Below are 14,707 nucleotides of genomic sequence, written 5' to 3'. Positions count from 1 at the left end.
CGGCCCGCCGTACCGGGCACGCTGGCCGATATGAATGCCCAGTTCGTGTTGTTCGACGGGTTCGACCCGCTCGACGTCATCGCGCCGTTCGAAGTCCTGGTCGCCGGAAGCGACGCCCTCGGTGGTGAACTGACGGTGGAGCTGGTCTCCGCGGAGGGGCCGCGCCCGGTGGTCAGCGGCAGCCGCGGCCTGGTGTTGCAGGCCACCTCCGGTCTGGACCCGGAGCGTCCCGGTTTCGTGATCGTCCCCGGCGCCGCCGGGCCGGTCGAAGGCGATCCGGACGACGGCGACGTGACCATCCCGGTCCTGCTGGCCCGCTTCGGCGAGACCGCGGCGATCCCGCTCATGCGCCGCGCATTCGCCAATCCGCAGATCACGGTCGCCACGGTATGCGGCGGCTCCCTCGCCCTGGCCATGGCTGGCCTGCTCGAGGGCCGGTATGCGGTCACCCACCACCTCGGCATGGCCGTGCTCGAGGCGACCGGTGTGCACGCCGTGCCGGCCCGGGTGGTCGACGACGGCGACCTGGTCACCGCGGCGGGGGTGACCTCGGGGCTGGATCTGGCACTGCATCTGCTCGACCGCAGCTACGGACCCAAGATCGCGACCGCGGTCGAGTCACTGTTCGCCTACGAGCGCCGCGGAACCGTGTGGAGCAACCGCGGGCGCGTCCCGGTGGCGGTGTGATGGGCGTCGTCGGCACGTGGGAGGTGCGGATCAAGACCCCGATCGGATCTCTCGACGTCACATATGAATTCGCCGACGACGGCGGTTCCCTGCGTGGGAGCGCCAGCTCGAAAAGCGAAACGGTTCCCCTCCAGGACATCGTCGCCGCCGAGGCGCCGGGCGAACACCGCGTGACGTGGCGACAGTCGGTCACCAAACCGATGCGGTTGCACCTCGACTTCGACGTCGTGATCGACGGCGACCGGATGAGCGGCCACTCGCGGGCCGGCCGGCTGCCGCGCTCGGCGGTGACCGGCGTGCGCCGCGGATAGCTAACCGCCGAATCCGGGCGGCGCGGGGACGAACGGCAACCCCGGAATCGTCGTGTAGGGCAGCGTCGGGATCAGCCGCGGCGGCTGCGTGGTCGTGGGGGGCGGCTGGGTGGTGGCCGGCGGTGGTGTCGTGGTCGGCGGCGGTGGGGGCGGCGCCTCCGACGTCGGCGGCGGGGGCGGGGGCGGCGCCTCGGACGGCGCAGGCGGCGGGGCGGTCTGGGTGACGGTCTGCGTCTCGGGCGCCGGGATCTGGGGTGCCGGCGTGTCGACGGGCGGTGGCGCCGCGGGCGCGGGAGCGGGCGTCTCCGTCGTCGCGGTGGTGGTGGCCGGGGACGCCGGGACGTCGTCGACGCCATTGGCACCGTCATCGCGGTTGACGAGGAACACCGCCGCCGCGAGGGCCGCGAGGACGGCGGCCGCCCCGATCGCCAACGCCACCGGCGGCCGCCGGTACCACGGCACCGCGGCGGGCCGGCCGCCGCCGGAGTCGGAGTCGGCGGCGCCGAACTGCAGCTGCGGCCGCACATCCGGCTCGCCGGCCGGGTCGGCGCCGTACGCGGCGGGCGCGATATCGGGGATGTCGTCGGCATCCGACCACGCCAGCGCGCGGAACGTACTGGACTCGGCGGTGTCGTCGACGACCGGCGCGGCGGCCGTCGCCGGCGCGACCGCGGCGAGCGCCGTCCGGTCGTCATCACCGGGACCGCGGATCGCCGCCAGCCCGGCGCCTACCGCTGCCGACAGTTCGGGCCGCGGGGTCGTGACGACCGGGACGCGGAAGTTCTCCGAGAGAGTCGTGGTGATGATCGGGATACGCGCGCCGCCCCCCGCGGTGGCGACCGCGACCAGGTCGGCCGGTTGCACCCCGGCGCGCTCCAGGGTGCTGTGCAGGACGGCCACGAAGTCGCCGAGCGGTCGGCGCACCACGTCGTCGAGTTCGGCACGCGTCAGCCGGACCTCGCCGCTGTGTCCGGGCAGTTCGGCGGTCAGCGCCGTCACGGTCTCGGTGGACAGCCGTTCCTTGGCGCCGCGGCAGGCACTCCGCAACCGGGCCAGCGAACCGATGGCCGAGGTGCCCGAAAGGTCCACCGCCCCGGCGGCGTTCAGGCCACCGACGACGTGGCTGAGCAGCGCCTGGTCGAGCACATCTCCGGACAGGTCGAGATGGCGGACCGTGGGGGCGATCGGCCGCAGTCCGTCCGCGTCGACCAACGTGATGCTGGTGCCGGAGCCGCCGAAGTCGCACAGCGCGACGACGCCGTTGGCGGGCAACCCCGGATCGGCCTGCAATGCGGTCAGTGCCGCGGTCGCATCGGGCAGGACCTGCGCCGACGGCCCGAACTCGGGTACCTCGGCGAGCGCGGCGCGAAGCGCGTCGACGGCGCCGGGGTGCCAGTGGGCGGGATGGGTCACCGCGATCGGGTCGACCGGGGTGCGGCCGCGGGTCAGCGCGTAGAGCAGGGCCCGCAGCGCGTCTGCCGTCAGCGCTTCTCCGCGGTGGCTGGTGCCGTCTGAGGCGAGGATGGCGACCGGGTCGCCGACCCGATCGACGAAATCGGTGATGACCAGGCCGCGCTCGTCGAGCCGCGGGTTCTCGCTGGGGACGCCGACCTCGGGCGGCCGGTGGGCGAACAGCGTCAGTACCGGTGTGCGGCGCACCGCGGCGCGGCCGACGACCACGGCCGACAGCGTGGTCGCGCCGAGCGACAGTCCTATCCCGTCTGGCATCAGCGAATTGTGCCTGCTCCGGCGATCAGCGGTAAGTCCAGGGCCGTGACCCAGCCCGGCCGCAGGTCGTTGACCGCGGGCACCGCGTTGAGCGCCCGCATCCCGGTGGCCAGACAACCCGCCGCGGCGGCGTCACGTCCGGACCCGTCGGTGAACCGGAACGCCGTCTCCTGCACGATGCTGGGCGTGCCGTCGATCTCGACGCGGTAGACGTCGCTCTCGGTGCCGCAGGGCCAGTCCGGCGCGGCGTCGTTGCCGATCCGGTTGACGTGTTCGAGCTGGATGCGGGTCTCACCGCGGTACACACCGTTGATGGTGAACCGGACGGCGGCGACGTTGCCCGCTTCGATGACGCCCTTGGCGCTCTTGCGATCCGTCGGCGTCACCCACTTGTCGTAGGTGGTGGTGATCTCGTCGAGCATGATGCCCGCCGCGTGGGCGATCATGGGAACCGTTGCGCCCCAGGCAAAGACGAGGATATCGGATGTTTCGAGCAGTGCCTTGTGCTCCGGCGGCCTGCCGATGCCCATCTCGTTCTCGTAGTCGCCGGTGTAGTTGGTGTAGTCGAGCAGTTCGGCGGCGCGGACACGCTTGACCTCCGCGCAGACGCCCATGAGCGTCATCGGGAACAGGTCGTTGGCGAAGCCGGGGTCGATGCCGGTGGTGAAACACGACGACTCGCCCAGTTCGCAGGCCTCGGTCACCGGGATGATCCACTCGGGCGGGTTGAGGTGCATGGTCGGCCATACCCACGGCGTCATCGCCGTCGAGCACACGTCGATGCCCGCGCGCAGGAATCGGGTGATGAGCGCGACGTTGGCGTCGGCGTGTGCGGCAGTGGGCCCGAAGTGCACCAGGGCATCTGGCCGGAGCGCGATGAGCGCGTCGACGTCGTCGGTGGCGGTCACGCCGAGCGAGTGGCCGAGCCCGCAGATCTCCCCCGCGTCACGGCCCACCTTGCCCGGGTCGCTCACCCCGACGCCGACCAGTTCGAACAGCGGGTGCCGGTCGATTTCGGCGACCACCATCTTGCCGACGAAACCGGTGCCCCACACGACGATCCGTTTGGACATGCGCTGCCTTCCGTCGACTGCGTCAACCATAGGGTGCGCGACGGCCGCGGCGGCTAGATTCAGGCGTCATGACGGCTGCGGAGGGCGGCCCGCTGGCGGGGAGACGGGCGCTGGTGACCGGCGGGTCGCGCGGGATCGGTGCGGAGATCGTGCGGCGACTTGCCTTCGACGGGGCCGCGGTGGCCTTCACGTACGGCTCGTCGGTGACCGAGGCGGACAAGGTGGTGGTCGACGTGTCCCGCGGCGGTGGACGGGTGCTGCCGATCCGCGCGGACAGTTCGGATGCCGGGCAGATCGCCTCGGCGGTCGACGAGACGGTCACCCGCCTGGGCGGGCTCGACATCCTGGTGAACAACGCAGGGGTGGCGCACCTCGCGCCGGTCGACTCGTTCCCGCTCGCCGAGTTCGACCGTCTGGTCGCGGTCAACGTGCGCGGGGTGTTCGTGGCGATCCAGTCCGCGGTCCCGCATCTCGGTGACGGCGGGCGCATCATCAACATCGGCAGCATCAACGCCGACCGGGTCCCCTCGGCCGGCCTGTCGGTGTATGCGATGACGAAGGCCGCGGTGGCGGGTCTGACCCGCGGCCTGGCCCGCGAACTGGGGCCACGCGGGATCACGGTCAACAACGTCCAGCCGGGCCCGATCGCGACGGATATGAACCCTGCGGACGGCGAATTCGCCGACGCGGCAAGGCAACTCATCGCCGTCGGGCACTACGGGCACACCGCCGACGTGGCAGGCGTGGTGAGCTATCTCGCGGGACCAAACGCCGGCTACGTCACCGGGGCCAACTGGAACGTCGACGGCGGGTTCATCGCCTAGCGTCGGAGGCGCCCTTCGAGCGCTTCTCGGAGTTGGCGGACCTCGTCTCGCAGCTGTTCCACATGCGCGACGGTCGCGGCCTGACTGGCGGTATCCTCTTCGGCGACGCGCTGGATGATCCAGGACGCCAGGGTCGCGGTCACCACACCGACGAGGCTGATGCCTCCGATCATGAGCGCCACCGCCACCATGCGTCCCTGGAACGTCACCGGAGAGAAGTCGCCGTAACCGACAGTCGTGACCGTGGTGATCGCCCACCACACCGCGTCGCCGAAGTTCCCGATCTTCGCTTCCGGCTGCCCGCGCTCGACTTCGAGGATCGCCAGCGCTGCGGCATAGATGATCACCGTGGCGCCGCAGACGGTGTAGACGATCACGCGACCGCGGATGCTCTGGCCGACGGCTCGCTGAAGCACCTTGACCACGACCGCCAAGCTGAGCAACCGCAGGGGACGCAGGAACGGCAGCGCCACGATCGCCAGATCGAACAGGTGACGAACGAACCAACGGCCGCGGGGTCGGGCGAGGTACAGCCGGGTCAGATAATCGAGCACAAAAACGAAATAGGTGACTTTCAGAGCGATTTCGACGACGGTGTCGGCCGTCCCGCGAGGCTGTAGCAACACGTCGACCGAGAACACCGCAAGGAAGAGCAGCGCAACGCCTGCCAGCGGCCATTCGGACCGCAGCTCATAGCGCTCCAAGCGCGTGCCATCTACCATCCGGCGAAGCGCCCTAGAAGCAGCGCCGCAATCCGCCCGGCTCGCAGATCAACGGGTACTGGTCGACGGGGATCGGGAGCGGTTGTTTGAACGCCAGCGTGAAGGGTGTCTTCACCATGTTGGCCGGCACGGTTCCGTTGCACGCCGGGACGTTGGTGGTGGTGCGGGTCCCGCTCATGGTGTCGGTGTTGAACTCGTAGGTCTCGGCGATCGGCGCGAAGCTGCCGTCCGCGCATTTGAAGCCTTCGTTGACTGGCGTCGTGTACGCCCACACGCCGTTGGCGAGCCGGGCCTGGCCGCCCTGAACCCCGGTGAAGGCCTGCACCCAGAGACGGCAGGCGACCGGAAGGTACAGCGATTCGCGCAGATCGCCCACGGTGGGCACGCAGGACGGGTAGATCGTCAGATCCCCGCTCAGGCCGTCGGCTTGGGTATAGGTGTAGACGCCCTCCAGCACCTTCTGCTCGGCCTGCGCCGGGCCGGCCGCGCCCACCGCCGCGCCGAGTGCCAGGACCACGGCGGCTATCACTCGAGTGAGGATCGTCATCGGGGTCAGTATGGCAGTCCGCCTGCCGGATCGTCACCGGTTCAGGGCTCCGGCGTTTGCGATCCCGACCGCAGGGGGTAAGAAGCCTGCAGGTGCCCGGTGATCTTGAGGTGGTCGTGATGCGGCGTGGAGCGGTACGGGCTGCCGGCCTGGCGCTCACTGTGGCCCTGCTGCTGGCGGTGGCGGGCTGCTCCACCGGTGAACGGGTCGATCTCGGTGACGCCGCATCGGACAATCTGGTCGCCGCGATCGCCGGGGAACCCGACCAGCTCGACCCGCACAAGACCTCGGCGTATTTCTCGTTCGAGGTGCTCGAGAACGTCTTCGACACCCTCGTCGAACCCGACGCCGACCTCGAGATGCGTCCGGCACTGGCCGAATCGTGGGAGGTCAGCCCCGATCAGCGGGTGTGGACATTCCACCTGCGGCGCGGGGTCACGTTCCACGACGGCACGCCGTTCGCCGCCGAGGACGTCGTGTACTCCTACCGCCGCATCATCGACGAGCAGCTGACCAACGTCGACAAGTTCAGCGCGGTCACCGACATCACCGCGGTCGACCCGGCCACCGTGCGCATCACCGTCGACAAACCCACCCCGAATCTGCTCACGAACCTCGGTGGCTTCAAGGGTATGGCGATCGTGTCGCGGGCCAACGTCGAAAGCGGGCAGATCACCACGCATCCCGTCGGCACCGGTCCGTTCTCGTTCGCGGGCGCCACCAGCGGTGACTCGATCACGTTGCGCGCCAACCCGTCGTACTGGGGCGGACCGCCCCGCATCTCAGGGGTGACGTTCCGGTTCATCTCCGAACCGTCGACGTCGCTGTCGGCACTGCAGGCCGGCGAGGTCGACTGGACGGATTCGATTCCCCCGCAGCGTGTTTCCCAGTTGCGCGGCGATGAGTCTCTGCGTCTGGCGGTCACGCCGAGCAACGACTACTGGTATCTGGCGCTCAACGAGGCCCGCCCGCCGTGGAACGACGTGCGCGTCCGCCAGGCGATCGCCTACGGGATCGACCGGGACGCGATCGTCGCCGCGACGAGCTACGGCACCGCCGCCGAGAACCAACTCGCCATCCCCGACGGCAATCCCTGGTTCACCCCGTACGGGACCTACTCCTATGACCTCGACAAGTCCAGAAGCCTGCTGGCCGAGGCGAATGCGACACCCGACAAGCTCGACATGCTGGTCACCAGCGAGTACCCGGAGACCGTCACCGCCGCACAGATCATCGCCGACAACCTCGCCCCGCTGGGCGTCGACGTCGACATCCGCACCGTCGACTTCGCCACCTGGCTCGACGAACAGAACAACGGCAACTTCGACATGCTGATGATGGGCTGGCTCGGCAACATCGACCCCGACGACTTCTACTACGCCCAGCACCACACCAACGGCACCAGCAATGCGCAGAAGTTCTCCGATCCCGAGGTCGACCGGTTGCTCGACGCCGGGCGGGTCGAGACCGACCGCGACGCGCGCCACGACGTCTACGCGAAGGCCGCCACGCGGATCGCCGACGAGGTCAGCTACATCTATCTCTACAACCCGTCGGTCATCCAGGCGTGGACGCCCGCGCTGTCCGGGTACGAGGCGCGCCGCGACGGTGCGGTCCGATTCCGCGACGCGGTGCTCGGTGAGGACGAGTCCTCGTGAGCACCCTGGTGTCCCACCCCGTCGCGCGCTTCCTCGCCCGCCGCGTCGCCTACTCGCTGGTGGTGCTGATCGGTGTGGTGATCGTGGTCTTCGCGCTCGTGCAATTGGTGCCCGGCGACCCGGTCCGTATCGCGCTGGGCACCCGCTACACCCCGGAGGCCTACGAGGCCCTGCGGTCGGCCAGCGGTCTGGACCGCCCGCTGATCGTGCAGTTCTTCAGTTACCTGGGCAACGCGCTGACCGGGAACCTCGGCGTGAGCTTCCGCAACGGTGACCCGGTCACCGCCACCCTGCTCGACCGATTGCCGGCGACGGTGTCGCTCGGTCTGGTCGGCATCGTGTTCGCCATGATCATCGCGGTACCCGCCGGGATCTGGGCGGCGCTGCGCGAGGGCCGCGCCAGCGATGCGATCGTGCGGATCACCAGTCAATTCGGCGTCTCGGTCCCGGACTTCTGGCTGGGCATCCTGCTGATCGCGCTCTTCTCGTCGACACTCGGATGGCTGCCGACGTCGGGGTACCGGCCGCTGTTCGACGATCCGACCGGATGGGTGCGCCACGTCATCCTGCCCGGGTTGACCGTGGGGTTGGTGGCGGCGGCGATCATGACCCGCTATATCCGGTCGGCGGTGCTCGAGGTGGCGTCGATGGGATACGTGCGCACCGCCCGGTCCAAGGGGCTGCCGCCGAAGGTGGTCACCCTGCGCCACACGGTGCGCAACGCGCTGATCCCGGTGCTCACCATCACCGGCATCCAACTCGCCACGATCCTGGGCGGCGTCATCGTGGTCGAGGTCGTCTTCGCCTGGCCGGGGCTGGGCAGACTGGTCTACAACGCCGTCGCCGCCCGTGACTATCCCGTCATCCAGGGCGCGGTGCTGTTGATGGCCGCGCTGTTCCTGCTCATCAACCTGATCGTGGACGTGCTGTACGCGGTCGTCGACCCGCGGATCCGGCTGTCATGACCGCCCCGGCCGAAGGGACGGGAACCGCGACTCGAATTGCGGGGTGGCGGCTGCTGCTCGGCAACCCCGTCACGGTCGTCAGCGCGGTGATCCTCACCGTGGTCGTCGTGATCGCGTTGTTCGCCCACTGGTTGATCCCGTACGGCATCAACGACATCGATGTGCCGAACGCCCTGCAGTCCCCCAGCGGCGCACACTGGTTCGGCACCGACGAACTCGGCCGTGACGTGTTCTCCCGCGTGCTCGTCGCGATCCAGGCGTCCATGCGGGTGGCCGTCGTCAGTGTGGCGTTCGCGGTCGTGGTCGGCGTGACGATCGGGGTGCTCGCGGGGTACCGCGGCGGGTGGCTCGACACCGTGTTCATGCGGATCGTCGACGTGATGTTCGCGTTCCCGGTGCTGCTGCTCGCGCTGGCGGTGGTGGCGATCCTCGGGCCCGGGGTGACGACGACGATCCTGGCGATCGGCATCGTCTACACGCCGATCTTCGCCCGGGTGTCGCGGGCGAGCACGCTGTCGGTGCGCGTGGAACCGTATGTGGCGGTGTCGCGCACGATGGGCACCGGCCACTTCTACATCCTCACCCGCCATGTGCTGCCCAACATCTCGGGGCCGCTGATCGTGCAGACCTCGATCTCGCTGGCGTTCGCGATCCTGTCGGAGGCCGCGCTGTCGTTCCTGGGTCTCGGCATCCAGCCGCCGCAGCCCTCGCTGGGACGGATGATCTTCGATTCCCAGGGTTTCGTCACCCTCGCGTGGTGGATGGCGGTGTTCCCCGGGGCGGCGATCTTCGTCATCGTGCTGGCGTTCAACCTGCTCGGCGACGGATTGCGCGACGTGCTGGACCCCAAGCAGCGCACCATGATCGAGGCGCGGAGAAAGCAATGAGCGGACCTGTCCTCGACGTCGCCGATCTCGCGGTGCGGATCGGCCGGCGCGACATCGTGCGCGGCATCTCGTTCTCCGTCGAACGGGAGAAGACGCTGGGCATCGTCGGTGAATCCGGCTCGGGGAAGTCGATGACCGTGCTGGCCGCGACGGGCCTGCTGGACGCACCGGGGGCGACGGTCAGTGGGTCCAGCCTGCTCGGTGGGCAGTCGACGACACAGTTGGTCGGCGCGTCGGCCCGCACCCTTCGCGCCGTGCACGGCGGGCGCATCGGTTTCGTGTTCCAGGATCCCGGCACGTCGCTCAATCCGCTGCTGACGCTGGAACGCCAGATCACCGAATCCCTCGAGGCGCACAGGAACATGACGCGCCGACAGGCGCGCGAACGGGCCCTGGAACTGCTCACCGCGGTCGGCCTGCCCGAGGCGCAGCGCCGGCTGGACTCCTATCCGCACCAGTTGTCGGGCGGTCAGCGCCAGCGCGTGATGATCGCGATCGCGCTGGCGTGCGATCCGGAACTGGTGATCGCCGACGAACCGACCACTGCGCTCGACGTCACCACGCAGGCGCAGATCATCGAGTTGGTGCGGGATCTGCAGCGCGACTTCGGTACCGCGGTCGTGTGGATCAGCCACGATCTCGGGGTGATCGGGCAGGTCGCCGATGATGTCACCGTCCTCCAGAACGGCGCCGCGGTGGAGCAGGCGGCGGTGCTCGACGTGTTCGACCGTCCGCAGCACGCGTACACCCGGGAACTGCTGGCGGCGCGTCCACTCGTCGGCGGCGACGGTCCCCCGCCGGCCGATCCGGCCGCCCCGGTACTGCTGCAGGTCGAGGGCCTCGACGTCCGATTCGACGTGTCCGGCCCCACCGGCCGGTCGACCGTGCATGCGGTGCAGGATCTTTCATTCAGCCTTCGCCGCGGCAGCACGCTCGGACTGGTCGGCGAGTCCGGCTCCGGGAAGTCGACGGTCGCCGCGGCGCTCACCGGCCTGGTGAGCCCGGACGCCGGGTCGGCGACCCTCGACGGCGTCGACGTGTTCGGGGTTCGCGGCGCCGACGAGAAGAAGTTGCGGCGGCGGATCAGCCTGGTGTTCCAGGATCCGTTCTCCTCGCTGAACTCCCGGATGCGCGTGGGCGCCGCGATCGGCGAACCGCTGGCGGTGCACAAGCTGGCAGACGGTCGGGCCGGCCGGGGGGCGCGGGTCGCCGAACTGCTCGACCTCGTCGGCCTGCCCGCGGAATTCGCCTCGCGCTATCCGCACGAACTCTCCGGCGGTCAGCGCCAGCGAGTGAGCATCGCCCGCGCCCTGGCCACCGAACCGGATTTGCTGATCCTCGACGAATCGACTGCCTCGCTTGATGTCTCGGTGCAGTCGAAGGTGCTCGACCTGCTCACCCGCCTGCAGCGTGATCTCGGGCTGACCTATCTGTTCATCGGTCACGACCTCGCGGTCATCCAGCGGATGAGTCACGACGTGCTGGTGATGCGCGACGGTGTGGCGGTCGAGTACCGTCCGGCGGCCGAGTTGTTCGCCGCACCCGAACAGCCCTACACCAGGGACCTGCTCGCGGCCGTGCCGCCCGCCCGGCCCCGAACCTCCGCGTGAGACAGTCGTTGCCATGACACAGCTCAGCGGCAAGGTGGCTTTGGTGACCGGCGCGTCGTCCGGACTGGGTGCGGCGACGGCGAAGCTGTTCGCCGAGCGCGGCGCCACCGTATTCGGCATCTCGCGCGATGCCGAGCGGATGGCGTCGGTGTTCGCCGATGTGCCCGGCGGCGCGTACTCCTCCGTCGACATCATCTCACCGCAGGCCTGCCGCCAGGCGGTCGACGACTGTGTCGAGAAGTTCGGCCGCCTCGACGTGCTGGCCAATGTGGCCGGTTACCACCAGATGCGGCATACGCCGACGATGTCCGACACGGACTGGGACCAGGATCTCGCGGTCAACCTCAACGGCCCGTTCTACCTGTGCCGCGCGGCGCTGCCGCATCTGCTCTCCTCCGGCGGCAGCATCGTCAACGTGGCATCCATCGCGGGTATCGAGGGTGAGGTGTACTCGGCGGGCTACTGCGCCGCCAAGCACGGCCTGGTCGGGCTGACCCGCGCGCTGGCCATCGAGTTCACCGCGGATCGGTTGCGGGTCAACGCCGTCTGCCCCGGCGGGATGGTCACCCCGCAGACGACGGAGTTCGCCGCGCCGGAGGAGGCGGACTGGAACCTCATCATGCGCATCGCCGCACCCCGGGGCATGATGGATGTCGCCGACGTCGCCAAGACCATCGCGTTCCTGGCCAGCGATGACGCCGCGGCGGTGCACGGCGCGGTGTACGTGGTGGACAACGGGAAGACGGCGGGATGAAGCGGTCGCGGGGTGTGGTCAGGTCGAAGGCGACGCGGTCCAGCGCGGGAGTGGCCGGTTCGTTGGCCACGGTGACCAGCGCCGGCGTGTCGGGCTCGATGGGCACCGTGAACAGTGCCGGGGTGACCGGCTCGATGGCCACCGTCAACAGTGCAGCGATCGCCGGAAGTGCCCTCGTCGCATTGTCGTTCGCGATGAGCGCGTGCCTGGCATGTGTGGGCTGCTTCGCGTGCACCAGGTGCCTGGCATGTATCGGCTGCGCGAACTGCTCGAATTGTGTTGGCTGCGTTGGCTGTTACAACTGCTCAGGGCTGCGCAACGCGGTCGGTGTGCGGGACGTGCACGTCTAACCCAGCGAGGTGTGCATGAGCAGCGTGCTGTAGTCCGACCAGCGCGACAGCGTGAAGTACAAGTCACTGCCCGTCGACCACGGGTGGATATAGGGGGCGTAGATGCCGCCGGGCACCGCAGCCGAGGTCGCGATCGTCTTGGCTGAACTCCACGGGCCCTCGGGCTTGTCGGCGGTCCGCATCACGACGTTGCTCGCCGTGTTGGTGTACAGCATCACGAATTTCTTCACGTAGTCGTTCCACGCCACCGACATCTCACTGCCCGGGGCCCACACCACCTGGATGGCGAGGAATGGGAAGCCCTTCAGCCAGCCGAACGGCGTGTAGTACTCGTAGGCGGATTTGTCGGCGACCGCGCTCTCGCTGACGCGGGACAGGAACGGCATGCCGCCGCGCCCGGCGCCGGTCCCGTAGGCGTAGACGTAACCGTTGTGGCGTAGGTAGGCGCCCATCTGGAAGTTCTGGTCACCCCACACGAACTGCACGCCCGGTACGGTGTTGAACCAACTGGGGCGGATGCTGGTGCGCGGCACGGTCCACGTCTCGCCGTTGTCGTCGGACACCGCCACGGCCGAGAAGTTCGTGGACCACTGCCCCGGCGCGCCCCACTGGCTGACCGACATGAAGTTGACGTACTGCCTTGTGCCGACGGAGATTCCGGCGGTGGGGATGACGGTGACCTCCGTGGCCGCCAGTTTGAGGCTCTGGATCACCTGGCGTGAGAAGTTCGGCCGGTCGGCGGTGGCCGGCGAACCGCCGAACCGGTCGCCGGGTACGGGGCTCGCGACGTCGAGCCCGTTCGACGGTGCCTTGGTCGAACTGCGGAACAGGGTGTTCTTCCGCCATTCCTGGTCGGGCAGGGTGCAGTTGCCGAACGTGTCGCCGAACGCGATCAGGACCTGGCGCTGCGCGCCGGAATGCCCGTTGTCCCAGAGGATGCCGAGGTCGGCACCGGAGATGCCGAACCGCTTGTACGAGTCGGAGTCCGGGCCGACGATCGTGTCGACGACGCTCGCGCCGGACGCTGCGGGAGCGGCCGCCGCCCTCGCCGCGGTTTCGGGTGCGACGGCGGCGTCGGACTGCGCGGCCTCCGCAGCGGTGGTCTGCGGCGCCGGTTTGCGGCCGATCGGCACGTGCAGGACGGGGAACTTCGGCGACGCGATGCCGGGATTCGCGCCACGCGCCGACGGCGCCGCGACCGGAGCAGAACACGGATCTGCGGCGGCGGGAGGGCTGGTCACGATCGACAGGACCAGCGACACCGCGGTCGTCGACGCCACGGTCAGCGCCGCCAGTCGTCGAATGGCCGGCATGTCACACCTTTCGGGCCCGTCGCACGCGGCGAGATACCACTGTGACAGTAGTGACCCATGGGTAATGCCAGCCGTATCAGCGAGGGAACCGCAACGGCTTCGTGATCGACCCGAGACGGTTTGCCGGAAGGTGCTGACGCAGGCGTCTACAAAGGGGACGGCTCATCGTCGCCGTCACCCGTTGTTTAGCGCAGGGCGCGGGCTAGCTGGCCACCCGGCCGAGGAGCGGCTGGGGTGCACGGTGGGTGCCGTCGAGCTGATGAGCGAACTGATCGCGGGCGGCGAGCACCACATTCTGCAGGCGCGCGACGTGCGCGGACTGGCCTCCCACCGCGGCAGCGGCGTCGGCCACCTCGTCGATCGCCTGCCAGGTCTGTGCGGTCAGCGGCGTGAGGGGCTGCAGATGCGCGCTGCGAGCACCGGTGCGGATCGCTTCACACAACCAGAATTCAAAGTTGTTTCGAAGGGTTTCCTCAGGAAATTCATTGGTATACATGTTCGCTGTCCTCCGCACGCCAAGCTGTTTAGGCTGTTCACAGCTTCGTCCCCCATCTTACCCCGCTTTGCAATTTCTCAATCGCGCTGTTCTGTTCACGCGCCGCGCAGTCGCTCGGATTCGGAAAGTGGTCCAGGCCACACTGACGTGTTGATCGGCCTTGAGCCGGGAATGCTGCCCCCGATACCTACTGAGGGGACTAGATGACTGAGAACAACAAGGCCGACCAGGCTCGCAAGGGTCTCATCGACTCGGTCAAGGGCAAGGCGAAAGAAGTCGTCGGCGCCGTGACCGGCAACGATTCGCTGACTGCCGAGGGCCAGCTGGACCAGACACAGGCCAAGGAGCGCAAAGAAGCCAACGCGGTAGAGGCAGTCGCCGACGCCGAGGCCGAGCAGGCGCGCCAGGAGGTCGCCGAGGCGAGGCGCGAGGGTGCACAGGAGCGCATCGCCGTGAACGCCGAGACCGCGGCCGCCGAGAGCGAGGCACGCGCGGATCAGGCCGCGCAGAAGCGCCAGGCCGAGCAGGCCGCGGCGCAACGCGCGGCTCGCGACGCCTCGCAGGCGGAGGTCGAAGCCCAGCGCCGCGTCGAGCAGGCCGAAGCCGAGGCGAGCGCGGAGAAGGTGGACGCTGCCGCGGAGGTCGCCGAGGCCGTCTCCGAGCGTAGTGACGCCATCCAGACCGCCGCGAGTGCGAAGGCGGAAGCCGAGCGCATCCGTCGGGAGGCCGATGAACTGGCCGCCGACGCCGACATCCCCGACCAGCGATAGAAGATCCAGGAG

16 protein-coding genes are annotated in these 14,707 nt (G+C 69.1%); 10 read left to right on the top strand and 6 right to left on the bottom strand.

The window, feature by feature from the left end:
- Positions 1-30: 30 nt before the first annotated feature.
- Positions 31-687 (top strand): DJ-1/PfpI family protein, encoded by a 657-nt coding sequence (locus I7X18_RS11095; protein WP_193048479.1) that lies wholly within the window; start codon positions 31-33, stop codon positions 685-687.
- Entirely contained in the window at positions 687-998 is a 312-nt protein-coding gene (locus I7X18_RS11090; protein WP_193048523.1) for a hypothetical protein, read from the top strand. The genes I7X18_RS11095 and I7X18_RS11090 overlap by 1 nt, the downstream gene beginning before the upstream one ends.
- Here I7X18_RS11090 and I7X18_RS11085 read toward each other — a convergent pair whose 3' ends face one another.
- Together I7X18_RS11085 and I7X18_RS11080 are read right to left on the bottom strand one after the other, a co-directional pair.
- Entirely contained in the window at positions 999-2,726 is a 1,728-nt protein-coding gene (locus I7X18_RS11085) for an Hsp70 family protein (RefSeq protein WP_193048478.1), read from the bottom strand.
- Entirely contained in the window at positions 2,726-3,799 is a 1,074-nt protein-coding gene (locus tag I7X18_RS11080) for an NAD(P)H-dependent amine dehydrogenase family protein (RefSeq protein ID WP_193048477.1), read from the bottom strand. Before I7X18_RS11080 ends, I7X18_RS11085 begins: the two co-directional genes overlap by 1 nt.
- Positions 3,800-3,867: 68 nt before the next feature.
- Between I7X18_RS11080 and I7X18_RS11075 the strand changes: the two genes are divergently transcribed.
- The gene (locus I7X18_RS11075; RefSeq protein WP_193048476.1) at positions 3,868-4,623 is read left to right on the top strand and encodes a 3-oxoacyl-ACP reductase family protein; all 756 of its coding nucleotides are present in this window, start codon (positions 3,868-3,870) and stop codon (positions 4,621-4,623) included.
- On the opposite strand, the gene I7X18_RS11070 is transcribed toward I7X18_RS11075, so the two are convergent.
- Positions 4,620-5,345: a potassium channel family protein gene (locus I7X18_RS11070; RefSeq protein WP_193048475.1), complete on the bottom strand. Its 726-nt coding sequence runs from the start codon at positions 5,343-5,345 to the stop codon at positions 4,620-4,622. The genes I7X18_RS11075 and I7X18_RS11070 overlap by 4 nt on opposite strands.
- Before the next feature lie 13 nt (positions 5,346-5,358).
- Positions 5,359-5,892 (bottom strand): hypothetical protein, encoded by a 534-nt coding sequence (locus tag I7X18_RS11065; protein ID WP_193048474.1) that lies wholly within the window; start codon positions 5,890-5,892, stop codon positions 5,359-5,361.
- A 119-nt stretch (positions 5,893-6,011) separates the two neighbouring features.
- Between I7X18_RS11065 and I7X18_RS11060 the strand changes: the two genes are divergently transcribed.
- The 6 genes from I7X18_RS11060 to I7X18_RS11035 are packed head-to-tail and all read left to right on the top strand — an operon-like array spanning position 6,012 to position 12,116.
- Positions 6,012-7,550: an ABC transporter substrate-binding protein gene (locus I7X18_RS11060; protein ID WP_193048522.1), complete on the top strand. Its 1,539-nt coding sequence runs from the start codon at positions 6,012-6,014 to the stop codon at positions 7,548-7,550.
- The gene (locus I7X18_RS11055; protein ID WP_193048473.1) at positions 7,547-8,515 is read left to right on the top strand and encodes an ABC transporter permease; all 969 of its coding nucleotides are present in this window, start codon (positions 7,547-7,549) and stop codon (positions 8,513-8,515) included. The genes I7X18_RS11060 and I7X18_RS11055 overlap by 4 nt, the downstream gene beginning before the upstream one ends.
- The gene (locus tag I7X18_RS11050) at positions 8,512-9,402 is read left to right on the top strand and encodes an ABC transporter permease (RefSeq protein ID WP_193048472.1); all 891 of its coding nucleotides are present in this window, start codon (positions 8,512-8,514) and stop codon (positions 9,400-9,402) included. Before I7X18_RS11055 ends, I7X18_RS11050 begins: the two co-directional genes overlap by 4 nt.
- Entirely contained in the window at positions 9,399-11,012 is a 1,614-nt protein-coding gene (locus I7X18_RS11045) for a dipeptide ABC transporter ATP-binding protein (protein ID WP_193048471.1), read from the top strand. The genes I7X18_RS11050 and I7X18_RS11045 overlap by 4 nt, the downstream gene beginning before the upstream one ends.
- A 13-nt stretch (positions 11,013-11,025) precedes the next feature.
- Positions 11,026-11,766, top strand: coding sequence for an SDR family NAD(P)-dependent oxidoreductase (locus I7X18_RS11040; protein ID WP_193048470.1), 741 nt, complete (start codon positions 11,026-11,028; stop codon positions 11,764-11,766).
- Positions 11,763-12,116, top strand: a complete 354-nt coding sequence (locus I7X18_RS11035) for a hypothetical protein (RefSeq protein ID WP_198730542.1) — start codon at positions 11,763-11,765, stop codon at positions 12,114-12,116. The genes I7X18_RS11040 and I7X18_RS11035 overlap by 4 nt, the downstream gene beginning before the upstream one ends.
- Here I7X18_RS11035 and I7X18_RS11030 read toward each other — a convergent pair.
- Entirely contained in the window at positions 12,113-13,429 is a 1,317-nt protein-coding gene (locus I7X18_RS11030; RefSeq protein ID WP_193048469.1) for a glycoside hydrolase family 183 protein, read from the bottom strand. The two genes, I7X18_RS11035 and I7X18_RS11030, sit on opposite strands and share 4 nt — an antisense overlap.
- 202 nt (positions 13,430-13,631) lie before the next feature.
- On the bottom strand, positions 13,632-13,943 hold the full coding sequence (locus tag I7X18_RS11025; protein ID WP_232375455.1) for a hypothetical protein: 312 nt from the start codon (positions 13,941-13,943) through the stop codon (positions 13,632-13,634).
- A gap of 185 nt (positions 13,944-14,128) precedes the next feature.
- Here I7X18_RS11025 and I7X18_RS11020 point away from each other — a divergent pair, with 185 nt between their 5' ends.
- The gene (locus tag I7X18_RS11020; protein WP_193048468.1) at positions 14,129-14,695 is read left to right on the top strand and encodes a CsbD family protein; all 567 of its coding nucleotides are present in this window, start codon (positions 14,129-14,131) and stop codon (positions 14,693-14,695) included.
- Positions 14,696-14,707 lie beyond the last annotated feature (12 nt).

Origin of the sequence: Mycolicibacterium baixiangningiae, assembly GCF_016313185.1 — a bacterium.
GTDB classification, from domain to species: Bacteria; Actinomycetota; Actinomycetes; order Mycobacteriales; family Mycobacteriaceae; genus Mycobacterium; species Mycobacterium baixiangningiae.
Note: the sequence above shows the minus strand (reverse complement) of the source record. Positions and strands in the feature narration are given on the sequence as shown.